This is a genomic window from Janthinobacterium kumbetense (genome assembly GCF_023703445.1).
Lineage (GTDB): Bacteria > Pseudomonadota > Gammaproteobacteria > Burkholderiales > Burkholderiaceae_D > Janthinobacterium > Janthinobacterium kumbetense.
Genome location: NZ_JAMQGR010000001.1, coordinates 1,108,702 through 1,132,315, shown reverse-complemented (window position 1 = coordinate 1,132,315; position 23,614 = coordinate 1,108,702). Strand labels below are relative to the sequence as shown.

The following is a 23,614-nucleotide window of genomic DNA, read 5'->3' as shown; positions in this document are numbered from 1 at the left end:
TGCATGGCAATCATGGCAACCCGGGGATGACACGATGGCGACACTGATACACGATCTGATCTTTGAAACGGCGCAGCGCGCGCCGCAGGCGCCGGCCCTGTCGTGGCAGGGAGAAGAAATGCACTATGCCGCGCTGGCGCAATCCGTGCGCGAGGCGGCCTGCACCCTGCTGGCCCTGGGCTTGCAGCGTGGCGCGCGCGTGGCCGTGTACCTGGAAAAACGCCCGGAAAACGTCAGCGCCATGTTTGGCGCGGCGGCGGCCGGCGGCGTGTTCGTGCCCGTCAACCCGCTGCTCAGGCCGGAGCAGGTGGCGTACATCCTGGCCGATTGCAACGTGGACATCCTCGTCACGTCGCGCGAACGCCTGGCGCAGCTGGGCCCTGCGCTGGCCGCGTGTCCGGACTTGCGCACGGTGCTGCTGACGGGCGAAGCGCTGCCGGAATCGCGCCTGGGCAAGGTGCGCGTGCTGGCGTGGACCGTCGTTCCCGCAAATGTGCCCGCCAATGTGCCCGCCGGCGCGCCCGCGCCCCGGCCGCATGCGGCGATCGACGCGGACATGGCCGCCATTCTATATACCTCGGGCAGCACGGGGCGGCCGAAAGGCGTGGTGCTGTCGCACCGCAACATGCTGGCGGGCGCGCTCAGCGTGTCGGGCTATTTGCGCAATACGCCGCAAGACCGCATCCTGTGCGTCCTGCCGCTCAGTTTCGATTACGGCCTGAGCCAGCTGACGACGGCGTTTGCCAGCGGTGCCTGCGCCGTGCTGATGAATTATCTGCTGCTGCGCGATATCGTCGAAGCCGTCGAGCAGGAAGCCATCACGGGCCTGGCCGCCGTGCCGCCCCTGTGGGTGCAGCTGTCGCAGCTGAGCTGGCCCTTGTCCACGCCCTTGCGCTACATCACCAATTCGGGCGGCGTGATGCAGCGCGCCACGCTCGACCGGTTGCGCCAGTCGCTGCCGCGCGTGCAGGTGTACCTGATGTATGGCTTGACGGAAGCGTTCCGCTCCACGTATCTGGCGCCGGAACAGCTGGAGCGGCGCCCCGATTCCATCGGACAGGCGATCCCCAACGCGGAAGTGCTGGTGCTGCGCCCGGACGGCAGCGCGTGCGACACGGACGAGCCGGGCGAACTTGTGCACCGTGGCGCGCTGGTGGCGCTCGGCTACTGGAACGATGCGGCGCGCACGGCCGAGCGCTTCAAGCCGCTGCCGCCCCAGGCGAGCGGCCTGGTACTGCCGGAACTGGCCGTCTGGTCGGGCGACACGGTGCGCCGCGATGCGGACGGCTACCTGTATTTCGTGGGCCGCAGCGATGACATGATCAAGACATCCGGCTACCGGGTCAGCCCGGCCGAGATCGAGGAAGTCGTGTATGCGAGCGGGCTGGTGGGCGAGGCGGCCGCGCTGGGCTTGCCCCATGCCGTGCTGGGCCAGGCCATCGCCTTGCTCGTCACGCCCGCGCCGGGCGTCGTCTTGCTGCGCGACAGCGTGCTGGCCGCCTGCCGCGCGCGCCTGCCCAGCTATATGGTGCCGCTGTGGGTGGACATCCGCGACGGCGTGCTGCCGCGCAACCCGAACGGCAAGATCGACCGCCCCTTGCTGGCCAGGGAACTGGCGCATGCGTATGCGGTCCAATCAGGAGATGCGGCATGAAGGACTTGATACGCTCGAACAATACGGAATTGCCGTCGCACCCACCGCTGTGCCAGTTCGCAGTGGAAAACGACATGCTGCAGATCGGCGGTGTTTCCTTGCGCCGGCTGGCCCAGCGGGTGGGCAGCACGCCGTTCTACGCCTATGAGCGGGCGCACATCGCGCGGCGCGTGGCGGATTTGCGCGCCGCCTTGCCCGCCGGCGTGCACGTGCATTACGCCATGAAGGCCAACCCCATGCCGGCCGTGGTGCAGTCGCTGGCGGGGCTGGTCGACGGCATCGACGTGGCGTCCGGCGGCGAACTGGCCACCGCGCTCGATACGCCCATGCCGGCTGAACGCATCAGTTTTGCGGGGCCGGGCAAGAGCGATGGGGAACTGGCGCGGGCCGTGGCCGCGGGCGTCCTGGTCAACGTGGAATCGGGCGCCCAGCTGGAACGCCTGGCGCTGGCCAGCGAACGGCTGGGCCTGACGGCCAGGGTGGCCGTGCGCGTGAATCCCGATTTCGCCTTGCGCCGCACGGGCATGCGCATGGGCGGCGGGGCGCAGCCGTTCGGCGTCGACGCGGCCCTGGTGCCGGCGCTGCTGGGGCGCATCGGCCAGTTGGGACTGGATTTTCACGGCTTCCACCTGTATGCGGGATCGCAAAGCCTGTCGGCGCAAGCCTTGGCCGAAGCGCAGGCGCTCAGCGTGCAACTGGCCCTGCAACTGGCCGACAGCGCGCCGTCGCCCTTGCGCACCCTGAATATCGGCGGCGGCTTCGGCGTGCCGTATTTTCCCGGCGACCAGGCGCTGGACCTGGCGCTTGTCGCCGAAGGCTTGCAGCGGCAGCTCGCCATCCTGGCCCAGGAAGCGCCCGGCGCGCGGCTGAACCTGGAACTGGGACGCTATCTGGTGGCCGAGGCGGGCGTGTATGTGTGCAAGGTGCTTGAACGCAAGGTGTCGCATGGGCAGGTATTTCTCGTGACGGATGGCGGCTTGCACCATCACCTGGCCGCATCCGGCAACTTTGGCCAGCTGATCCGCAAGAATTACCCGGTCGCCATCGGCAACAGGCTGCTGGGCGGGCCGCGCGAAGTGGCGTCCGTCGTGGGGCCGCTGTGCACGCCGCTGGATTTGCTGGCCGATCAAATGGAGATGGCGCGCGCCGAGGAGGGCGACCTGGTGGTGGTGTTCCAGTCGGGCGCCTACGGCTTGACGGCCAGCCCGACGGCGTTTCTCGGCCATCCGCTGCCGGCCGAGGTGCTCGTATGAGCGGCCTGTGCGGTTGGCTGGCCGCGCCTGGCGCGGTGGCGCACGGCGCTGCCAGCCTTGGCGCCGCGCAAGGCGGCACGGCGTCCGATGGCGCCGCGCCCAACGCGGCCAGCGCGGCCACGGCGCTGGCAAGCATGGCGGCGCCCCTGTCGCGTTTCGATGGCGCGCCGCTGGCCAGCAGCTTGAGCGAAGTGGGCGGCGTTGCCGTGGCCGCCATCGACGGCAGCCGCCATGTGTATCAGCAAGATGGCTTGCAAGTGGCCCTGTGGGGCCGGCCCGAGCTCGACGGTTCGGCCGACGATGTGGCGTGCCGCCTCGCTTCCCTGTGGCTGAGCCGGGGCGTGGCGGCCTGCGCCAGCCTGTCCGGCCCCTTTGCGCTGGCCATCCTCGACGCCTTTTCCGGCTCGGCCCTGCTGGCCGTGGACCGCGCCGGCATGCATCCGCTCAGCTATGCGAGCAATGCGCAAGGCCTGTTCTTTGCCTCCTCGGCGGACGCCTTGCTGGCCCATCCGTCCGTGCGGGGCGCGCTCGATCCGCAGGCCCTGTATCACTACCTGTACTTCCACATGGTGCCTGGCCCGGCCACGGCTTACCTGGGCCAGCAGCGCCTGCTGCCCGGCGAATACCTGCATATGCGGGGCGGCAAGCAATGCAAGGGCAGCTATTGGCAGCTGACCTTCCAGGAGCCGGCGGCGCGCACGCGGGCCACCTTCGCCAGCAACAAGCAGGAATTTCTGCGCCTGCTGCGACAGGCAGTGGAAAGCAGCCTGGGCGCGGATGGGGCGGATACGGGCGCGTTTCTCAGCGGCGGCACGGACAGTTCCACCTTGGCCGCCATCATGGGGCAAGTGACGGGCCGGCCCGCGCGCACGTATTCCATCGGTTTCGACTTTCCCGGCTATGACGAAATGGCGTATGCGCGCCTGGCGGCCAGCCATGCGGGCAGCCTGCACCACGAACGCTATGTGACGCCAGGCGACGTGCTGGCCGCCATCCCCGCCATGGCGGCCATTTTCGACCAGCCTTTCGGCAATGCCTCGGCCATTCCTGCTTACTATTGCGCGCAGATGGCGCGCGAGGATGGCGTGACGCGCTTGCTGGGCGGCGACGGCGGCGATGAACTGTTTGGCGGCAACGAGCGCTATGCGCACCAGGCCTTGCTGTCGCAGTACGAGCGCTTGCCCGTCATGTTGCGCCAGGCCATCATCGAACCGCTGCTGTTCCGTGAACAGACAGGCAAACCGTGGAGGCTGGGCGACAAGGCGCGCCGCTACATCGAGCAAGCCAGCTTGCCGCTGCCGGCCCGCCTCGACGGCTACAACTTGCTGCTGCGCCATGGCTACCGCACGGTGCTGGAAGCGGGCTTCATCGACACCATCGACCCCGGCATGGCGCCTGGCTGCGTGAACGGCGCATATTGGGAGCGGCAAGGCCAGGGCTTGAGCCAGATCAATGAACTGCTGGCTCTGGACATGCGCTTCACCCTGGCAGACAACGACTTGTTCAAGGTGCGCAAGGCGTGCGAGCTGGCCGGCGTGGAAGCGGCGTTTCCCTTCCTGCACGATGCGATGGTGGCGTTTGCCGCGCGCCTGGCGCCGCGGGACAAGCTCGACGGACAAAATTTGCGGCCGTTCTTCAAGCGGGCGCTGGCCGAGATCTTGCCGCCGGCCATCGTGCGCAAGAAAAAGCACGGCTTCGGTCTGCCGTTCGGCCAGTGGCTGCACAGCCACGTGCCGCTGCGCGAGTTTGCCTTCGACAACCTGACGCAGCTGCGCGGGCGCGGCATCGTGCGGCCCGCCTTCATCGACGATCTGCAAGGGCGCTTGCTGGCGGAACACCCGGCCTATCACGGCACCATGGTGTGGCTGCTGCTGATGCTGGAACAGTGGCTCAGCCAGCATCCGGGCGCGCTGGGTGCGCTTGCCGGCGGTTTTGCCGCATGCGCCACAGAAACGCCAGCCGTCCTCGATCCCACGGCGTAAAGCGGGGCAGCTGCAGCAGGTCCAGATCCGCGCCGGGGCGCGCAACGCCCCAGTCCGTCGCGACGGCCGCCTGGAAACCGAGGCGCTTGACCATCGCCACGTGCGGCGCGCCATAATCGCGCCCGGCCTTGCCGTTCGGATAGGCAAACAGGGTGACGGGCGCCTGGACCAGGCTTTCCAGCTGCTGCTTGCCATTCGCGATGTCCAGCTGCGCGGCCCGCTCCGCCAGGGTCGATAGAATCGGATGGCTGGCCGTGTGCCCGCCCAGCGTCATGCCGGCCCCGTGCAGCTGGCGCAGTTGCGCCGTGCTCAGCATGGCTGGCGCGCTTGCCCGGGCGCCCGCCTGGCGGCGGATGTGCATGGCCAGGCGCTGGCGCTGCGCAAAGGGCAGGTATTTGAGCCGGCCCAGCAAGGTGGCGATGGCCGCCTGCCGCTGCGCCAGGGTGGCGATGGGGAAGGTCCCCAATTCCTGTGCGCGCAAGTCCAGCACGGCGCCTGGCGCCTGGCGCACGGCGTCGATCACCGTGTCGTTCCACATCTGTCCCCCGTCCAGGTAGCCCGTGGCGATAAAGAACGTGGCTTGCAAGCCGTGGCGCAGCAGCAGCGGCAGGGCGACTTGCGCATTGTCCGCATAGCCGTCGTCGAAGGTGATGCAGGCGGCGCGCGGCGGCAGGCTGCCATCCTGCAGGCGCCGCACGGCGTCGCCCAGCGGCAGCGGCGTATAGAAACGCTTTAACAGGCGCAACTGGCGCTGGAACAGGGCCGCATCGACTTCGCCGGGAAACAGCGGGTCGGGCCGCGCCAGCACGCGGTGGTAGATCAGGATGGACAAGGCGGCCGTCATGGCTGCTCCGCGATGGCGGTGCGGGGCTTGGCCTGGCGCAATGTCGGGGCCGGCGCCTGCTGTTCGACGACGATGCGCGTGGCGATCAGGGCGGCCATCAGGTAGTACGGCATGTCGAAATACAGCAGGCTGAGGAAGGCGCCGCCCACGGCAAAGCCGATCAGGCTGGCCTGGCTCATGGTGGCCAGGCCGTGCGCCCAGCGCAATTCTGGTTTGCCCCGCGTGCGGCGGATGATGGCGGCCGCCGTGCGCCAGGTGGCGATGCCCAGCGCCAAGTAAATCAACAAGCCGATAAAGCCGTGCTCGCCCAGCGCCTGGAAGTAGATGCTGTGCGCCGCGTGCACATCCATGGGGTTCGGCGCATAGCGGGCGAAGACGGCGGCGTCGGAGACGTCGAAGCCGCCGCCGGAAAAGCGGTCGCGCGCCAGGTTCCAGGCCATGCGCCACGCATTCAGGCGGCCCATGGCGGATTCGTCGTCCTGGTAGGTATTGATGGTGTCCATGCGTTCGGCCCAGCGCTCGGGCATGAAGGCCAGCAACAGCGGCGTGACCGCGGCGAGCAGCGCGCCCAGCACCAGCTTGCGGTCGCTTTTCAGCCACATGAACAGGCCCATGGCGGCGATGGCCAGCAAGCCGCCGCGCGAATACGAGCCCAGCGCGGCGAGGGCCGACAGCAGCATGGCCCCGGACAAGCCGTGGCGCAGCCAGCGCCGGTCCGTGTTTTGCTGCAAGTAATACATGAGGGGGATGGTGATGATCAGGGCCAGGGCCAGCGCGTTGTTATCGCCGATAAACGTGTCTTCCGGCCCCCACACCCGTTCCGTGCCGCCGCTGCGGATGGTGAAGACGCCGCCTTTCACGCCGTAATAGCCGATCGAGCCCACCAGCACCCAGACCAGGCGCACGATGTCGCGCCGCGAGCGTATCACCATCATCACGACAAAGCTCATCAGCATGATCTTCATGACCTTGTTCCACTGCACCCACGACGACTGGGGCAGCAGGGCGAACGGCGCCGTCACGTTCATCCACGCGACGAACAGCAGCAGCAACACGCTGACGGGCGTCAGCGGCAAGTTCTTCGGTTCGCGCGTCATGAGCAGGCCCAGCAGGGTGGCGATGGCGATGATGAAGGCGAACGGCATGTGGGTGGCGAAACCCCAGCCCTGCGTGTGCGGGTTCATGACGCTGACCCAGACCCACATCAGGCCGCCGATGGCCGGCGCCTTCAGGATGAAGGGCAGCGAACCCAGGATGATGACGGTGATCAATATGTCGCGCATGAAGGGGGACGCTCCTGGTGTTGCCCGGGTTGCCAAGGTCTTGATGCCTGTCAACGGGCCGGCGGGCAGGCTCAGTACACTGGTTCAATACCGCCCGGCGTTGTTGAAACTGCCAATCAGTTTTGTCATGGTAAGACCAAGGAGGCATGTCCTTGTTGACCGTTCTCATGGCGACCTACAATGGCGCCGGCACCTTGCCCCAGGTATTGCGCGCCTACATGGGCTTGCAGTCGCCCAGGGGCGGCTGGCGCCTGGTCATCGCCGACAATGGCAGCACCGACGCCACGGCCGAGGTGATCGCCGCCTTTCGCGGCCGCTTGCCCTTGAGCTATATCTACGTGGCGCGGCGCGGCCGCAGTCCCGCCCTGAACGGCGCCGTCGAACACGCCCTGCGCCAAGGGGGGGATGGCGGCGAGCTGTTCGTGTTTGGCGACGACGACGCCATGCCCGCATCCGACTGGCTGTGCCGCCTGCAGGACAGCGCGCGCGCCCACCCCGGCTACGCCCTGTTCGGCGGCGCCATCGTGCCCGCCTGGCGCGAGCAACCGGAGGCATGGCTGCTGCGCCTGACGCCCGTCGGCTTGACGTGGGGCATTACCAGCCCCGACCTGCGCGACGCCCCCGTCTATCCTGGCCTCGTCTGGGGCGCCAACATGGCGATACGCCGCCGCATCTTCGAGGCGGGCGCCCGTTATGACGAAAGCATCGGCCCGCAGGGCGCCAATTACGCCATGGGCAGCGAAACCCGGCTCAACCTGGAGATGCATGCGGCCGGCAACCCTTCCTGGTTCTGTCCGCGGGCGCAAGTGGCGCACATCATCCGCGCCCCGCAAGTGCGGCGCGCCTGGATACTGCGCCGCGCCATGCTGTTCGGCCGTGGCCAGTGCCGGCTGGCGTCCTTCGCCCCCAGCGTGGAGCTATTCGGCGTGCCGCGCTGGATGCTGGGCAGATATGTGCGCGATACCCTGGGCGCCATGCGGGCCTGGCTGCGGCGCGACCACGCCGACCTGTTCCTGCGCCAGTGGGAACGGGCCTGGCTGCGCGGTTTCTTCCATGAAGCGTGGCGGGGACGGCGCAAACGCTTGCCGCGCATCGTCATCAGCAGTTATTCGGGCGAGCTGGGCGGCATGGAACTGCGCATGGCGCAAGAGGCGAAGATGCTGGGCGCGAACGGTTATGAGAGCGTGCTGGCCCTGCGGCGCTTTCCCGGTTTTACTGCCTGGGCGCAAGGCTTGCGCGCGCAGCAGCTGCAGGTACAAGTGTATGAGCCGCCCTTGTTTCTCGAACACTGGGCCTGGCGGCGCTGGAACTGGCTGCGCGCCAGGCTCACGGGCGCGTGGCGGCTGCGGCGGCTGCGGCCCGACATCGTCCACGTGGCGTTTTGCTGGACCAGCTATGGCGCTTCCATCCTGTGGCTGGCCCGGCAATGCCGCTTGTCGGCCGTGATCAGCGTGCACAATGCGTTTCCCCTGGAACCGTTCAGCGACTGGCAGCGGCCCCGGCTGCAGGAAGCGTTTCGCGCCGTCAAGGGCGTGTATGCCGTGTCGGCCTCGTCCATGCGGCACTTCCTCGACCTGTACCGCGACATGCTGGCGCCGGACACGCGGCTGGCCGTGATTCCCAACGGCGTCGATACGGAGACCTTCATCGTCTCGCCGGAACGGAGAATGCTGGCGCGCCAGCAGCTGGGGCTGCCGCCGGACGCGCTCGTGCTCGGCTGCGTGGCGCGGCTTTCCGCACAGAAGCGCCCGCAAGCGCTGCTGGCCCTGTTCGCCTGCCTGGCGCCCCGGTTTCCCCATTTGTATCTGGTACTCGTGGGCACGGGGCCGCTGGATGCCATGCTGCGGCTGCAGGCGCAACAGACGGGCTTGCAGGACAGGGTCGTGTTTGCCGGTTTCCAGCAGCGCGTCGAATGGCTGATGCCCGCCTTCGACCTGCATGTGCTGCTGAGCAAGAACGAGGGTTTCGGCATCGCCACCATCGAAGCCATGGCGTGCGGCGTGCCGGCCGTGGGGACGGATGTGCCGGGCACCCACGATATCCTGCACGACAGCGCCGGCGGCTTGCTGCTGCCGCTGGACGACGAACACGCGGCCTGCGCGGCCGTGGCGCAACTGCTGATGGATGCGCCGCGGCGCGCCCGCATGGGACGGCTGGCGCGCGAAGAAACCGTGCAGCGCTATTCGATGCCGCGCCTGGAGCGCCAGCTGCGCCAGTTCTATGCCGGCCTCGTGTAGGCGCCGCTCACGGGGATGAATGCCACCCGCCATTCGTTTTTCTTTTCCTTCGCCGAAAAATACACGGTGCTGCTGCTGGGCATCATCGCCACCATGGTGCTGTCCCGCCTGCTGACGCCGGCCGAAGTGGGCGTGTATTCGCTGGGCGCCGTGCTGGTGGCCCTGGCGCAAGTGGTGCGCGACTTTGGCGTGGGGCAATACCTGATCCAGGAAAAGCAGCTCGATGCGGTGAAATTGCGGGCCGCGCTGGCCACCAGCCTGCTCGTCGCCTGGCTGCTGGCCGGAGTGGTGCTGCTGGCCAGCGCGCCGCTCGCGCAATTCTATGGCGAACCGCGGCTGACCCTCGTGCTGCGCCTGCTGGCCATCAATTTTGTCTTGATCCCGTTCAGCGCGCTGACCTTGCCGATGCTGCGCCGGCAACTGCGCTTTCGCGCCATCTACGCCATCAATGCGGCCAATAGCGCCGTTAACCTGCTGGTGGCCGTGCTGCTGGCGCTGCAGGGCTGCAGTTACATGAGCATGGTGTGGGCGGCGCTGGCCGGTTCCTGCGCGTCGCTGCTGGTGAGCCTGCTGGTGCGTCCCAAGGAGCTGCCGTGGCTGCCGGGACGGCGCGGCATGGGCGCCATCGGCCGTTTCGGCGCGTATGCGACGGGGGGCGGCCTCGTCGACGAGGCGGGCGTGGCGGCGCCGGACTTGATCATCGGCAAGCTGATCGGCATTGAAAGCCTGGCCCTGTTCGGCAAGGCGCAAAGCGTGCTCAATATCTTCAACCAGGCCATCACCAGCGCCATTTCTCCCGTCGTGTTTCCCCTGTTCGCGGCGCGTGCCCGCGGGGAAGGGGGGCAGGGCGGGGCGGAACTCGTGTATTTGCGCACGATCAGTTACATGACGGCGCTGGCCTGGCCGTTTTTTCTCTTTCTCGCCTGCATGGCTTTGCCCTTGGTCAAGGTGTTGTATGGCACGCAATGGCTAGGCTGTGTGCCCTTGATCCGCATCATGTGCCTGTCCTCGGCCGTGTATAGCATGTTCAGCATGGCCCGCTACCTGTTCGTGGCGACGGGCCAGCTGCAGGCGCAAGTGCGGCTCGATGCCTGCGCCGGCGGCATCAAGGTGGCGCTGCTGCTGGCGGCGGCGCCGTTCGGCCTGCTGGCCGTGGCTTGGGCCGTGGTGCTCAGCAACGTGCTGCGCAGCTGGCTGAACTACGGCTGTCTGCGGCGCTTGAGCGCCCTGGACTGGCGCATCCTGGCGCGGGCCTTGCGCAAGAGCCTGCTGCTCTGCGGCGTCAGTGGCGTCGCGCCCGTCGCTGCGCTGCTGTGGCTGCCCGTGGACACGCCGGCGCTGCTGGCGCTGGCGGGCACGGCGCTCGTCACCTTGCTGTGCTGGCTGGCGGGGATTTTCCTGTTGCAGCATGAGCTGGCCGGAGAATTTTTGTTATTGCAACGCAAGCTGGCGGGACGCTGGCTGGCAGTCAAATGGACGAAAGGATGACCATGCGTGTCGGTATCTTGTCCTACCCGATGCTGTTCCAGCGCGACGGCGGCTTGCAGATCCAGGTACGCGAAACCATTGCCGCGCTGAACCGGCTGCCCCAGCTGCCGGCGCGTCCCCTGGCCGTGCAGCTGGTCGACGCCAACCATCAGCGGCTGGCCGATTTCGACGTGCTGCACGTGTTTTCGGCGAGCAATGGCACCTACCGCATCATGGAAATGGCCAGCGAGCAAGGCGTGCCCGTGGTGCTGTCGCCGCTGCTGTCGCCGGGCTGGGGCCGGGCCAACGCCTGGCGCGCGCGGCTGGCCGACCGGCTGGCGGGGCGCTTGACGGAATGGATGGTACAGACGAGCTATGCGCAGACGCGGCGCGCCCTGCAGCTGGCCGACGTGGTGATCGCCCTGGGCGAGGCCGAGCGCGACGGCATCGTGCACGGTTTCGGCATGCCGGCGCAAGCCATCCGCGTCTTGCCGAACGGGATCAACCCGCATTTCTTTACGGCCAATGGCGACCTGTTCCTGCGCGAGACGGGCATCGCGGGGCCGTTCGTGCTGATGGTGGGCAGCATTTCGCCGTATAAAAACCAGCTGGGGCTGGCGCAGGCGCTGGCGGGCGCCGGCTTGCCCCTGGTGCTGATCGGCGCCGCGCCGCGCGAACAGCAAGCATATCTGCAGCAATTGCTGGACTTGCCGCACGTCAGCTGGCTGGGCGCACTCGACCACGCCGACCCGCTGCTGGCCAGCGCCTACCATGCGGCGGCCGTGGCGGCCTTGCCCAGCCAGGGCGAAGTGTTTCCCTTGAGCGTGCTCGAAGCGCTGGCGGCCGGCACGCCCGTCGTCATGACGGCGCAAAGCGCGCTGGACTTGCCCGATTCCGCGTTTGCGCTGCGCAAGGTGCGCTGGGACGATGGCGCCGCGCAGCGCCAGGCCATCCTCGCATTGCTGGCGCTGCCCCCCGGACGCGCCCGCGTGCAAGCCCTGGTGGAACGTTTTACGTGGGAACGGGTGGCGGCGCAGATCGCCGAGTGCTATTACCAGGCGCAAGCGCTGCCTGCCAGGAGGCAGCATGCTGTTTAATTCCTTCGCCTTCCTGTTCGGCTACCTGCCCATCGTGCTGGCCGGCTATTTCCTATTGGACCGCTGGGCGCCGGCCGACGGCGCGTCCGCCAGCTGGCGCCGCCTGGCGCCTGCCGCTTGGCTGGCCGGCGCATCGCTGTTCTTCTATGCCTGGTGGGACGTGCGCTATTTGCCGCTGCTGCTGGCATCCATCTGCGTCAATTACGCCGCCGGGCGCCTGATCGGCGCGCGCGCAGGCGCGGCCCGCAAGCGCGTGCTGCTGGCGGCGCTGGCCCTGAACCTGGGTTTGCTCGCCTACTATAAATATGCGAATTTCTTCATCGACAGCGTGAATGCCGTCGCCGGACTTGCCGGTGCTGGCGCTGGCAGCCTGCCGTGGTCCGGCCTCGACATCATCCTGCCGATCGGCATCTCGTTCTTTACCTTCACGCAGATCGCCTTCCTCGTCGATTGCTACCGGGGCGAGGTGCGCGAATACCGTTTCATCCATTACGTGCTGTTCGTCAGCTACTTTCCGCACCTGATCGCCGGGCCCGTGCTGCACCACCGCGACATGATGCCGCAGTTCGCCGACCCGGCCAACGCCCATCCGCGCGCCGCCAATTTCGCCATCGGCCTGTCGATCTTCACCATCGGCCTGGCAAAGAAGGTACTGATCGCCGACAACCTGTCGCCGCTGGCCATCCCCGTCTTCGCGGCCGGCGCCGAACCCACGCTGATCGAGGCCTGGATCGGCGTGCTGGCCTACACCTTTCAGCTGTACTTCGATTTTTCCGGCTATTCGGACATGGCCATCGGGCTGTCGCGCCTGTTCGGCGTGAAATTGCCGCTGAACTTCAATTCGCCGTACAAGGCGGCCAATATCGCCGACTTCTGGCGCCGCTGGCACATGACCTTGTCGCGTTTCCTGCGCGACTATTTATACATACCGCTGGGCGGCAGCCGCCATGGCCAGGCCATGCGCTACCGCAACCTGATGCTGACCATGCTGCTGGGCGGCCTGTGGCACGGCGCCGGCTGGACCTTCGTCATCTGGGGCGGCTTGCACGGCCTGTACCTGGTGCTGCACCAGGCGTGGCAGCGCGCATTCGGCGCGGCACGGTCGCGCTGGTGGCCGGGCTTGCTGACCTTTCTCGCCGTCATGCTGGCCTGGATCTTCTTCCGTGCGCCCGACGTGGCCACGGCGTGGGACATCGCGGGCGCGCTGGTGGGGGGAAATGGCGTGAGCCTGCCGCGCGGCCTGGCCAGCCACGCGGCCAGCCTGGCGCAGTGGGGCCTGCATCCGGCCTTCGGCGGCATCCGCTGGATCGAATTGGCGGGCCCGGGCTTGCCCGTGCTGCTGGCGGCGATGCTGCTGGCCTTCAGGGCGCCGAACACGCAAGAAATATTCTTTCTCTATGAGCCTGCCATTGAAAGAATATTTCAACCGGCAGGGCGCTGGGCCTTCAGTTGGCGCCCCACGCGCCGCTGGAGCGTGGGCTTTGCCGCGCTGTTCATCGCTTGCATCTTCGGCATGAACCGGGTCACCGAATTTCTCTACTTCCAGTTCTGAGCATGGACACCGCCGCCCGCCGCTATCTTGTCTGCTTCCTCGCCTGCGTCGTGCTGGTGCTCGGCGCCGTCTCGTTCCTGAACTACCAGGTCGATCCCTACCTGCTGCACCAGTGGGACACTCCCTTGCTGCAGCGTCCGCGCCAGCTCAATGAAAAGCTGGGCGCCTGGGCCAAGACCTATGCCGTGGCGCGCTACCGTCCCGCCATCATCTACATCGGCAATTCGCGCACGGAATTGGGCTTGCCGACGGGCGTGCGCGCCATGTTCGGCGGCAAGAGCGTCTTCAACAGCGCCGTGTCCGGCGCCTCGATCGGCGACGCCATCCGCCTGGCCGAGCATGCAGCCAGGGTCAGCCGCGTCGAGACCATGGTGTGGGGCGTCGACGCGCCCACTTTTTCCCTGGACATGGGCGCGGCGCGGGTGGAAGACAGCCTGACGGGCGCCGAGCACGGCTTTTTCGCCCGGCGCGCCCTGGTCAACCTGAAGCGGGGCCTGACCCTGGACATGACGGAAGACAGCGTGCGCATCCTCACGGGCAAGGCCGGCGACGTCTGCCGCTCCAACCTGGCCCTGTACGGGCAGCGCGACGAGACGTGCACCCGCAAGGGCATGCGGCACTGGCTGGGAACGAAGGACGCCATTCCCGTGCGGCTGCAGGAATTCGGCGACGGACTGGGGCCGACGCCGCCCTCGACACTGGCGCTCGACGCCAGCATCGCCAAGCTGTGCCGCAGCAGCCTGCGCCTGCGCCTGTACATCAACCCCACGCACGCGCTGACCTTGTACGCGCTGCACTGGCGCGGCAAGTGGGATGCCATGCAAGCCTGGCAGCGGGGACTGGTGCAGCTCGTCGAGCGCCACCGCCTGCACGGCTGCGACGTGCGCCTGCATGATTTTTCCGGATTTAACAGCATCACGACGGAAGCGACCCCGCTCGTCAGCGGCAAGCCCGACATGCATTATTACTGGGAAGTGTCGCATTACCGGGACAATGTGGGCCGTTTGATCCTGGCGCGCCTGTTCGGCGGCGACACGCCGCCGCCGGCCGATTTCGGCGTGGAGCTGACGCAGGCCAACGTCGACGACCACCAGGAGGCCATGCGCGCGGCGCGCGACCGCTATGGCATGGAACACGCGCGCGAGGCGGCCTATGCGCGGCAGGTGCTGGACGGGCCGCTGATCCGGCGCTGAACGCCATTTCTCTACTCATGTTGCTACTTCCCGTGCTGACCATGGATACCACCGCCCGCCGCTATCTCGCCATCTTCTTCGCCTGCGTGCTGGCCGCGCTGGCCCTCGTGTCCGCCGTCAATTACCACGTCGATCCATATCTGCTGCACCAGTGGGACAGCCCGCTGCTGCAGCGATTGCGGCCGACGACCGAAAAGCTCAGCGTGTGGGGCAAGACGTATGCCGTGGCGCGCTACCGGCCGGCCGTCGTCTACATCGGCAATTCGCGCACGGAAATGGGCTTGCCGACGCATCGCGTGCGCACCTTGTTCGCAGGCAAGAGCGTCTTCAACAGCGCCGTGTCGGGCGCCTCCATCGGCGAAGCCATGCGCCTGGCCGAGCATGCGGCCAGGGTCAGCCATGTCGACACCATGGTGTGGGGCATCGACGCGCCTTCGTTCTCGCTGGAACTGGGCTCGGCCGGCGTGGAGCCGGGCCTGACGGACCCCGGCCCCGCGTTTTTCGCGCGGCGCGCCTTGCTCAACATCAAGCGCGGCCTGACTGTCGACATGACGCGCGACACCTGGCGCATCCTCAGCGGCAGCTATGACGGCGTGTGCCTGTCCAGCCTGGCCTTGCACGGCCAGCGCGACGAATCCTGCCTCACCAGCCGCAACCGTACCTGGACCGGCACGGCGCGCGCGTTCACGCCGCGCCTGCAGGAATTCAGCGACGGCCTGGGCCCCACGGCGTCCGCGCTGCACGCCTTCGATGCGAGCGTGGGGAAACTGTGTCGCGGCGGCACGCGCTTGCGCCTGTACATCAATCCCACGCATGCGCTCACGCTCGATGCCCTGTACTGGCGCGGCAAGTGGGCTGCCATGGAAGCGTGGCAGCGCGACCTGACGAACATGGCTGGACGCTACCGGCGCCAGGGTTGCGACGTGCGCCTGCTTGATTTTTCCGGCTTTAACAGCATCACCAGCGAGCCGATCCCCCAAGTGACGGGCGCGCGCGAGATGCGCTATTACTGGGAAGCGTCGCACTACCGCGACAATGTGGGCCGCTTCATCCTGGCGCGCCTGTTCGGCGGCCCGGAGCCGCCGCCGGCGGACTTCGGCGTGGAGCTGACGCAGGCCAGCATCGACGCCCACCAGGCGGCCATGCGCGCCGCGCGCGAGCGCTACCACGCGCAGCACGCCGAGGAAACGGCCTACCTGCGCCACGCGCTGACCTTGCCCCGCGAACCCAAATAGGCGACCGACGGCGCCAGCCGTACGGCGTGGGGCAGGGCGCTTGCGCTATGATAATGTTTTGCCATCCAGCAAGTTCCAGGACTCCCCATGAAAATCGCCTTCTTTGCCAGCCAGCCCTACGACCGCCGTTTCTTCGACGAAGCCTTGCCGGCCCAGCCCGATTCCGCCGGCATCGAACTGGTCTACCACAGCGCCTTGCTGAGCCAGGAAACCGTGGTCCTGGCGCAAGGGGCCGACGCCGTGTGCGTCTTCGTCAACGACGTGCTCGACGCGCCCGTGCTGGAAGCCTTGCATGGCTACGGCGTGCGCGCCATCCTGCTGCGCTGCGCAGGCTACAACAACCTCGACCTGGAAGCGGCCAGGCGCCTGGGCCTGTTCGTCGCCCGCGTACCCGCGTATTCGCCGGAAGCCGTGGCCGAATACACCTTGGCCCTCGTGCAAACCCTGAACCGCCACACGCACCGCGCCTACGCCCGCGTGCGCGAAGGCAATTTCTCGCTGGACGGCTTGCTGGGCGCCACCCTGCACGGTAAAACGGTCGGCATCGTCGGCACGGGCAAGATCGGCCTGGCGACGGCGCGCATTTTCAAGGGTTTTGGCTGCACGGTGCTGGGCCACGACCCGTATCCGGCGCCCGCGTTCGCGGACCTGGGCACGATGGTGGAGCTGCCGCGGCTGCTGGCCGAGTCCGACATTGTCTCGCTGCATTGCCCGCTGATGGAGAGCACGCGCCACATGATCAGCGAAGCAACGTTGCCGCTGATGAAGAAGGGCGCCATGCTGGTGAATACGTCGCGCGGCGGCCTGATCGACACGGGTGCCGTCATCGAGGCGCTCAAATCGCGCCAGCTCGGTTCGCTCGCCATCGACGTGTACGAGCAGGAAAGCAATCTGTTCTTCCAGGACCGCTCGTCCGACATCATCGACGACGACATCTTCCAGCGATTGATGACCTTCCCGAACGTGCTGGTGACGGGCCACCAGGGCTTCTTCACCATGGAAGCCCTGCGCGAGATCGCCGCCATCACGTATCACAACCTGGCGTGCTTCCGCCAGGGCAAGGCGTGCGAAAACAGCGTCTTAACCAGCTGACACCTGTTTTTTAGGCTTGGGCGGCGGCTTGGGTTTCGGCAGCGGCAAGGCGTCCGCCGTGCGCCGTGCCAGCTGGCTCAGCCAGTCGAGCTCGTCCCACAGCCCGCCATCGATGAGGAAATACGGCTTGGCTTGCGGATAGGGCGGCGCTTCTTGCAGCGTGCCTTGCGCGCTGATCCAGGCGCGGCCCGCGTCCGTCGGCTTGATGAACAGCTGGTCGTCGGCGACGATGGCGAACATCTTGCCGTCGCAATACAGGCCATACTCGCCAAACATTTTTTTCGCGCTGATGCTGCCCGCGCCCGCCATCTGGTCGAGCAAAAAATCCACCGTGCCTTGCTGTGATGCCATGTCGTCCTCCGTGTGAAAGAACAGTGTAGCGCACTGGCCAGGATGGGCCGGCACGGCTACACTATCGCCATTATTTATTTTGCATTAGCTATTTTGCCATGACACCCCAGCATATTGTTCACCGCGGCATCCGCATCGCCACCCTGGCCGCCGGCGATGCCATCGAATCCCATTGCGCACCGGGCCAGACGGCCATCCGCGAGCAGGGCGACGGCTGGTGGCTGTACTTTGTCGACGAGGATGGCAAGGTCGACGGTTATGACAGCCCGTTCGCCAGCCACGCCGAAGCGCTGTGGGCGGCCAAGGCCGCAGCCGAGTTCAGCGCGCAATGAAGGCCAGTCCCTGGGCTTTCCTGGGCTTGCCGCAAGCGCCCGTGCCGGAAGCGGAAAGCGCGGACTACGGCGCCTGCCGCGCCGACCTGCACGGCAAGCGCCTGGTCTTGCGCGTGGCCAAAACCACGCCGACGAAAATCGGCCAGTTCGTCACCGTCTGGAAGCGCCCCCATCCCGACGCCGACATCGCCCCGCTGGATGAAGCGGACCCCGTCGACATCGTCATCATCGCCGTGGCTGACGACGTTGGCGACGGTGCGCGGCGCGGCTTTTTCATTTTCCCGCGCAGCGTGCTGATCGAGCGCGGCGTGATGTCGCGCGCCGCCCAGGGCGGCAAGCGTGCGCTGCGCGTGTATCCGCCGTGGTGCGCGCCGGAGTCCATCCAGGCACAGCGTACGCAGCGCTGGCAGGCGGCGTGGTTTGTGACGGCGGGGGAGCAGCAAAGGCTGGAACAGCTGCTCGGGCAGTGATTGTTTCCGTTCACCTTAGAATTTATCTGCGCCTTGCCGCTGTGATATAAGGGCTTGAGAAATCTCTTTTTATCAGGGTGGTAATAAAATCTTTGCTGAGGTATTGTAATTGTCCGCTGGCGGCCAGCAGCGGGCAGTTGTGTGCGTTTGTTCCCTCCTATATAGAGACCTTTGCCATCATTGCTCCTACATGCCCACATCACAACTTACTAAATATGCTGGATCACGATGCTTATGAATTGGATGAAAGAGGACTACCAAGTTTCTACTGACGACGGATTGTTACAGCTCGACGTGATATATGAGAATCTCAGCCGCAGCACTTGGGCTCGTGGAATTGACGAGGAGACTGTGGCTAACGCGGTCAAGAATAGTCTCAATTTTGGTCTGTACCATAGAGGCCGGCAGGTCGGATATGCCCGGTTAATTACCGATTACGCTACTTTTGCCTATATGGCGGACGTTTTCGTGATTGAAGAATATCGTGGCAAGGGACTTGGCCGGTGGCTTGTCGAGTGCATGCTGAGCTATCCTGGCGTCGACCGCTACCGGCGGCTGCTTCTAGCGACCACGACTGCCGATTGGTTGTATGAAAAGCTTGGCTTCTCGACGCCGGAAAATCCCAAATTATTCTTGCAGATTAACCGACCAGCCATCTACGAGAAGTAGACAAGGATCGATGACCGGCAGCCCCACGGTCTTTTACGCGGTCTTTCAATTTCTGGGCCAGCTGGCTCAGCTACAAGTCAGGTTGCGACATGGAGTATTCGTTTTCACGCTTGATCATTGCGGCTGGCTTGGCTTGTTCAGTCATGGGCATGGCTGCTATTCAACAGATGCGCCTTGCTCGCCCGCTTCGTAAAGCGACGTACTTTCTGCTGAAATTGGCGGCGTTGATCTGGCTGGTGAGCGGCCCATTTGTCGGAACATTCTACAGTCACGGATTCGATGTGGCGTGGTACATGTTTGGTGCCGCCGTGAGTCTGGCCGGATGTGTCGTTGCCGGCACTGTGCTGCTTGCGTGGGCGGCTTTCACACGGAAAAGGCCAAGTTGAATGTGGAATTTTTTTAAGCGTAAAAATACGCCAGAATTGCCTATCCCGCCTCAGATTGTGGCGAAGGTTGAAGTTGAGACAGGTCAAAACAGGTCTGCAGAAACAAATAGAATATCCTTCTTGCGCGCCGAAAAAATTCTTGCGTGTTTTGAACATTCCCAGGGACTTCCAATACCTGACAGCGAGAGTGAACTTGAGACGCCGCGGGTACGCCAACAACTCTACAAAATTCTGCTGGAGCGGCCACTCGCGCCATACTCCACGCTAATTCGACAAGTCTTCGAGAAGGAAGTGCAGTATAGAATTGCGCTTTGGGATGGGACAATAAAAGATGATGGTGATTCTTACGAAGGAATTTATCGTTGTGCCTTCTTGCTTTATCGCCTAGGCAGCACAAGCGATATCCATAGCCTTTGGGTAGCAAAGCATATAAATATGGATGTCGGAACATCAATGGGCGTGGAATTTTTTATTGGGGCGGGATTTCAAGCGACAGTTTCATATTTGGCAGAATCGAACTTGCAGGATGCGGATGAAATATCCTCTTACGTAGCCGGCTGGTTCGATCAGGACGATTCAGAAAAATGGCAAAAGCACTGGGAGCGAAGTATGGTGCAGAATATTTCAAGTACCGGCGATTCGTGAAAGCCCGCAACGGCGCAAAACCTGCCAACGGCGGCAAGCAGCCGGAATTCGGCACGCCAGCAAACGCGGGCCGCAACTCATCCGGGAAAATGACCGTCCATGACTGATATTTGACGGCCTGTCGCAATCCCGCATGGCGGCAGGGTGCGCTGACGTATCGTCAACGTTTCCTTCCTGGCATCCGTCCATCACCGTTGAAAGAATCGTTCATGCGAGTTCATCCCCTGGCACTGGTTTTTCCCCTGTTGTTTGCAAGTGGCGCCCGGGCGGACGCATTGGACGACATCGTCAAGGCCGAAATGAAGATGCGGCAAATCCCCGGACTGTCGCTGGCCATCATCGAGAACGGTAAGATTGTCAGGGCGCAAGGGTACGGTGTCACGGAAAAGGGCGGCAAGACGCCGGTCGGCCCGCACACGCTGTTCCAGGCCGGGTCGGTCAGCAAGCCGGTGGCCGCGCTGGGGGCGCTGCACCTGGTAGAGCAGGGCAAGCTTGGCCTTGACGAGGACGTCAATCCCCGCCTGCTCACGTGGAAGTTGCCGGACAGCGCCCTGACGGCCGAACAGAAGGTGACCTTGCGCAGGCTGCTCAGCCACAACGCCGGGCTGACCGTGCATGGCTTCCCCGGCTACGCCAGCAATGCGCCGCTGCCCACCGTGGTCCAGGTGCTGAACGGCGAGCAACCGGCGAATACGGCACCCATCCGCGTTGACATGGTTCCAGGCAGCAAGGTGCGTTACTCCGGTGGCGGCTATACCGTCATGCAACAAACGGTGGCCGACGTGAGCGGCCAGGCGTATCCCGACTACATGCGCGACGCGGTCCTCACGCCCCTGGGCATGCAGGAGAGCTCCTATGTGCAACCGCCGCCGGCCGAGCGCGCACGCCGGAATGCCAGCGGCCACCTTGCCGACCGCAGCCTGGTGGCGGGACGCTGGCATGTGTATCCGGAAATGGCGGCGGCCGGTTTATGGACCAACGCGTCGGACCTGGCGCGCTTCGCCATCAGCGTGCAGCAATCGCTGGCCGGCACCTCCAACCCGGTCATCTCGGCAGCCTTGACGCAACAGATGCTGACCCCGCAAATAGAGAACGCGGGCCTGGGCGTCTTCCTGCACGGCAGCGGCAGCGCGCAACGCTTCTCGCACGGCGGGCGTGACGACGGCTTCGACACCTTGTTGACGGCATTTTCCCGCACGGGCCAGGGCGCCGTGATCATGATTAACGCGAATGACAATTCCCGCATGATGGACCGCCTGACCGCCGCCATCGGCCGCGCCTATCGCTGGCCGGATGCCGATTACGCCGTCTTGCGCAAGCATCCCGCCATCAAGATCGATGCCAGGGCGCTCGGCCGCTACACGGGCCGCTACGAGTTGGCGAACAACACGATAGGCACCTTCGATATGCAGGGGGGCCGTCTGCGCAGCATTTACGATGGCTTGCCCGACGAAACTTTCGTGCCTGTCGGCGCGCACCGCTTCCAATCGACGTCGCGCAATTGCGAACTGGCGTTCGCCGTCGATGCACAAGGCGAGGTGACAGGCGTCGTCGTGACGACCAAGGACAAAGCCAGCACGGCGCCGCGCATCGGCCCGCTGATGCACACCTTGAAAGCACGCACCGACCCCAAGCCTGCGCGTACCAGGAGTGTGCAAGCCTTGCTGGCCGACATTGCGCGTGGCGGCAGCGCCCTGGCCAATTCGGATTTTGCCACGCCGGGCATCAAGAGCAACTTTGGCACGCAGGCGATTGGCGAACTCGCCAATGTGAAGTCGCTGACTTTTTTGCACGAGCAAGCTGTTGCAGGCCGCGCGATCGAACGGCATGGCAGCAAGGTGGACAGCGTCCTTGCCTTCCACGTCAGCGGCATCCAGCCGGAGCGCACGCTGCTGGTTTACCTGACGGCGGACAGCTTGTTTGCCGACTTCGATCTGGTGGATGACTGAACATCCGGCGTGCCAAGCCAGTTACAAGCAAGGCAGGGAGCTTGCTGCTTCATGATGGGGGCAGTCAGAATTTCTGTCTGCAGCACGGGAAAATAGGAAAGCCATGCGCAGGCAACGATTTCGTCGCCGACTAAGTGCTAGGCGAGAGGCACAGGAACACAACATGATCCATTGATTTCTCATTTTCCAGAAATTGTGGGTTAGTATAGACTATGCCTATTTGACCGCAATGTTAAATATTTACAACCATTAGCCGTGTGCAGCTAGGTAGCGCGTTAAAATATTGCATAAACCTCTCGCGCTGGAAATCTGATTGATTTATCTCGATAGATTCAAAATTAAGGTCAGAATTCTCTATGCTCAAGAAATTAAATTTCAACAATAAAAATAAATCTTTTGGTGTCATGAGATCTTCTCTCGAATATTCCATGTTTAGTCTTGACGCCTTAATCGGATCGGAACACCAATAGCGTAGTGTTCCAAGTTTATCTGAAAAATAGAGATGGTGAGTTTTTCCATCGTTTGGAATCTTACTGCTAATGTCCACTTTTGTCAGACATAAGTCATCGATGTGCTTCCTGGATGGATAACCATCAGATTTTATAAATTTAGGCGTACAGTAAGCTACGGATGCGTTTGGCACCTTGGATAGCCGAACAAGCGCCTCATGCTGACCATATGGGCGGATTTTTTTACCTTTATCATATGGCTTAGGTTTAATGTCCAGTTTTGCCCGGTAGGCGGGTTGTTCTTCTTTGAAATTGCAATTCTTTGCAAGATAGCCAAGTAAATGTTTATCTTTTATTCTTGATAATTTGGCAACTTCTTCGACTAGCTTGTATTGGTAAAAATAAGCGAATAGTAAGATGCTTTCTTTATGCGATGGATTCTGTACCCGTTCTTTTATCCATTCGAAAAAATCATCTGCTGTAAATTTAAATTTGCTCTTTTGTGCCGAAAATCCCAAATCGAAACCAACATGAACCTCTTCCTTTCCTGGAATGAAGGTTTCTATTGTTGCTGCCTTAAAGTTTTTGAGAAAATGCTGTTTCCATAAATCGTAATATTCAAGTTCGAGTTTCTTTTCGCTAAATGTTGCGCTCATAAGGTTCACATATAATTTTTAAATTAACCAGCCAGGAATGGGAGGATTTTTACTTTCTACATCGGCAGCTAGAAGAGCACTGAAAGGATATCACTCTAGATAATGTTAAAATACGCAAAATGTCACAGATCGAGTTGGTAGTGCTTACGGACTAGCTTTGCGCAGTCTTGCAGCAGGCTTATGTAGAGCAATTTGACTTAAATGCCAGTCTTAGGTCTTATGTACCTTTGCTAGTAATTGCTGACGTCGCATAGGGGGCTACGCTCATGGTCCTTGGGGCCGTCTTTCAGGATGCGTTCTTGGCTACCGCTAATTGCTGCTACGCTCCGGTGACAGCTGGAACGACGGACGAAGCTGCTATTTAACGTTGAGATCGTTCCGTCATGTCAAACCTGCTTCTTTTCGACTCCACCGAGCATCGTTCGGGCCCGCTTGTCGCGCCGGATGAAGTCATCGACAATATGGCATGCCAATCAAGATATCGCCTAAAAAATTCCTGCTGTGCCTGCTCATCCTCAGCCCGGCCTGGTATGTCGCCGCATGCTGCGTGTTTTCCAACAGCCGCAAGGCGGCGTTCTATCAAATCCAGACGGGCGATACGCGGCAAGCGGTGCTTGACCGTTTCGGCGCGCCGACGCATGTCGAGCGTGCGGGAGTCTCTTTCAAACAGTATTCCACCACGCCATGCGCGGCGCCTTGCGTCGAGCGGCTGTGGTTCGAGAACCGCTTGAACACGGAACTGGAGGTATGGTCCTTAGAACTGGACCGGCATGGTCGCGTGGTGGGGAAGAATTATCTGATGTCGTCGTAGGCCGCCT

At 63.9% G+C, this 23,614-nt stretch carries 21 protein-coding genes; 17 read left to right on the top strand and 4 right to left on the bottom strand.

Going from position 1 to position 23,614, the window contains the following annotated elements; all coding sequences use genetic code 11:
* The first annotated feature begins 34 nt into the window (after nt 1-34).
* From NCG91_RS05090 to NCG91_RS05080, 3 genes are read left to right on the top strand one after another with little or no spacing between them, the layout of a single operon-like run.
* Nucleotides 35-1,654: an acyl-CoA ligase (AMP-forming), exosortase A system-associated gene (locus tag NCG91_RS05090; RefSeq protein ID WP_251348854.1), complete on the top strand. Its 1,620-nt coding sequence runs from the start codon at nt 35-37 to the stop codon at nt 1,652-1,654.
* On the top strand, nt 1,651-2,907 hold the full coding sequence (locus NCG91_RS05085) for a pyridoxal-dependent decarboxylase, exosortase A system-associated (RefSeq protein WP_251348853.1): 1,257 nt from the start codon (nt 1,651-1,653) through the stop codon (nt 2,905-2,907). Before NCG91_RS05090 ends, NCG91_RS05085 begins: the two co-directional genes overlap by 4 nt.
* Nucleotides 2,904-4,889 (top strand): asparagine synthetase B family protein, encoded by a 1,986-nt coding sequence (locus NCG91_RS05080; protein ID WP_251348852.1) that lies wholly within the window; start codon nt 2,904-2,906, stop codon nt 4,887-4,889. Before NCG91_RS05085 ends, NCG91_RS05080 begins: the two co-directional genes overlap by 4 nt.
* Here the strand turns inward: NCG91_RS05080 and NCG91_RS05075 are convergent.
* Nucleotides 4,798-5,733, bottom strand: coding sequence for a polysaccharide deacetylase family protein (locus NCG91_RS05075; protein WP_251348851.1), 936 nt, complete (start codon nt 5,731-5,733; stop codon nt 4,798-4,800). The two genes, NCG91_RS05080 and NCG91_RS05075, sit on opposite strands and share 92 nt — an antisense overlap.
* Complete coding sequence (locus tag NCG91_RS05070; RefSeq protein ID WP_251348850.1) at nt 5,730-7,016, bottom strand: putative O-glycosylation ligase, exosortase A system-associated; 1,287 nt, start codon at nt 7,014-7,016, stop codon at nt 5,730-5,732. The genes NCG91_RS05075 and NCG91_RS05070 overlap by 4 nt, the downstream gene beginning before the upstream one ends.
* Nucleotides 7,017-7,168: 152 nt before the next feature.
* Here NCG91_RS05070 and NCG91_RS05065 point away from each other — a divergent pair, with 152 nt between their 5' ends.
* The 7 genes from NCG91_RS05065 (at nt 7,169) to NCG91_RS05035 (ending at nt 16,889) form a co-directional block, all read left to right on the top strand.
* Nucleotides 7,169-9,253 carry a glycosyltransferase gene (locus tag NCG91_RS05065; RefSeq protein ID WP_251348849.1) on the top strand — a complete coding sequence of 695 codons (2,085 nt, stop codon included), beginning with the start codon at nt 7,169-7,171 and terminating at the stop codon, nt 9,251-9,253.
* Nucleotides 9,254-9,268: 15 nt separating this feature from the next.
* Nucleotides 9,269-10,741: a lipopolysaccharide biosynthesis protein gene (locus NCG91_RS05060; protein WP_251348848.1), complete on the top strand. Its 1,473-nt coding sequence runs from the start codon at nt 9,269-9,271 to the stop codon at nt 10,739-10,741.
* Between the two features lie 2 nt (nt 10,742-10,743).
* Nucleotides 10,744-11,817 (top strand): glycosyltransferase family 4 protein, encoded by a 1,074-nt coding sequence (locus NCG91_RS05055; protein WP_251348847.1) that lies wholly within the window; start codon nt 10,744-10,746, stop codon nt 11,815-11,817.
* Complete coding sequence (locus NCG91_RS05050; protein WP_251348846.1) at nt 11,807-13,369, top strand: MBOAT family O-acyltransferase; 1,563 nt, start codon at nt 11,807-11,809, stop codon at nt 13,367-13,369. The genes NCG91_RS05055 and NCG91_RS05050 overlap by 11 nt, the downstream gene beginning before the upstream one ends.
* 2 nt (nt 13,370-13,371) lie before the next feature.
* Nucleotides 13,372-14,562, top strand: a complete 1,191-nt coding sequence (locus NCG91_RS05045; protein ID WP_251348845.1) for a hypothetical protein — start codon at nt 13,372-13,374, stop codon at nt 14,560-14,562.
* Between the two features lie 41 nt (nt 14,563-14,603).
* On the top strand, nt 14,604-15,797 hold the full coding sequence (locus NCG91_RS05040) for a hypothetical protein (RefSeq protein WP_251348844.1): 1,194 nt from the start codon (nt 14,604-14,606) through the stop codon (nt 15,795-15,797).
* A gap of 87 nt (nt 15,798-15,884) precedes the next feature.
* Nucleotides 15,885-16,889, top strand: coding sequence for a 2-hydroxyacid dehydrogenase (locus NCG91_RS05035; RefSeq protein ID WP_251348843.1), 1,005 nt, complete (start codon nt 15,885-15,887; stop codon nt 16,887-16,889).
* Here the strand turns inward: NCG91_RS05035 and NCG91_RS05030 are convergent.
* Nucleotides 16,878-17,240, bottom strand: coding sequence for a TfoX/Sxy family protein (locus tag NCG91_RS05030; protein ID WP_251348842.1), 363 nt, complete (start codon nt 17,238-17,240; stop codon nt 16,878-16,880). The genes NCG91_RS05035 and NCG91_RS05030 overlap by 12 nt on opposite strands.
* Before the next feature lie 98 nt (nt 17,241-17,338).
* Here NCG91_RS05030 and NCG91_RS05025 point away from each other — a divergent pair, with 98 nt between their 5' ends.
* The 6 genes from NCG91_RS05025 to NCG91_RS05000 all read left to right on the top strand — a co-directional run bounded on the left by NCG91_RS05025 (nt 17,339) and on the right by NCG91_RS05000 (nt 21,691).
* Nucleotides 17,339-17,572: a hypothetical protein gene (locus NCG91_RS05025; protein ID WP_251348841.1), complete on the top strand. Its 234-nt coding sequence runs from the start codon at nt 17,339-17,341 to the stop codon at nt 17,570-17,572.
* Nucleotides 17,569-18,042, top strand: a complete 474-nt coding sequence (locus NCG91_RS05020) for a MepB family protein (RefSeq protein WP_251348840.1) — start codon at nt 17,569-17,571, stop codon at nt 18,040-18,042. The genes NCG91_RS05025 and NCG91_RS05020 overlap by 4 nt, the downstream gene beginning before the upstream one ends.
* Nucleotides 18,043-18,285: 243 nt before the next feature.
* The gene (locus tag NCG91_RS05015) at nt 18,286-18,711 is read left to right on the top strand and encodes a GNAT family N-acetyltransferase (protein WP_251348839.1); all 426 of its coding nucleotides are present in this window, start codon (nt 18,286-18,288) and stop codon (nt 18,709-18,711) included.
* Nucleotides 18,712-18,800: 89 nt separating this feature from the next.
* Nucleotides 18,801-19,097: a hypothetical protein gene (locus tag NCG91_RS05010; protein WP_251348838.1), complete on the top strand. Its 297-nt coding sequence runs from the start codon at nt 18,801-18,803 to the stop codon at nt 19,095-19,097.
* Nucleotides 19,098-19,742, top strand: a complete 645-nt coding sequence (locus tag NCG91_RS05005) for a hypothetical protein (RefSeq protein ID WP_251348837.1) — start codon at nt 19,098-19,100, stop codon at nt 19,740-19,742.
* 209 nt (nt 19,743-19,951) lie between these two features.
* Nucleotides 19,952-21,691 (top strand): serine hydrolase, encoded by a 1,740-nt coding sequence (locus NCG91_RS05000; RefSeq protein ID WP_251348836.1) that lies wholly within the window; start codon nt 19,952-19,954, stop codon nt 21,689-21,691.
* Between the two features lie 232 nt (nt 21,692-21,923).
* Here the strand turns inward: NCG91_RS05000 and NCG91_RS04995 are convergent, their stop codons facing one another.
* Entirely contained in the window at nt 21,924-22,796 is an 873-nt protein-coding gene (locus NCG91_RS04995; RefSeq protein WP_251348835.1) for a hypothetical protein, read from the bottom strand.
* A gap of 466 nt (nt 22,797-23,262) precedes the next feature.
* On the opposite strand from NCG91_RS04995, the gene NCG91_RS04990 reads away from it, so the two are divergent.
* A complete protein-coding gene (locus NCG91_RS04990; protein ID WP_251348834.1) occupies nt 23,263-23,607 on the top strand; it encodes a hypothetical protein in 345 nt (114 codons plus the stop codon).
* The last annotated feature ends 7 nt before the right edge of the window (nt 23,608-23,614 follow it).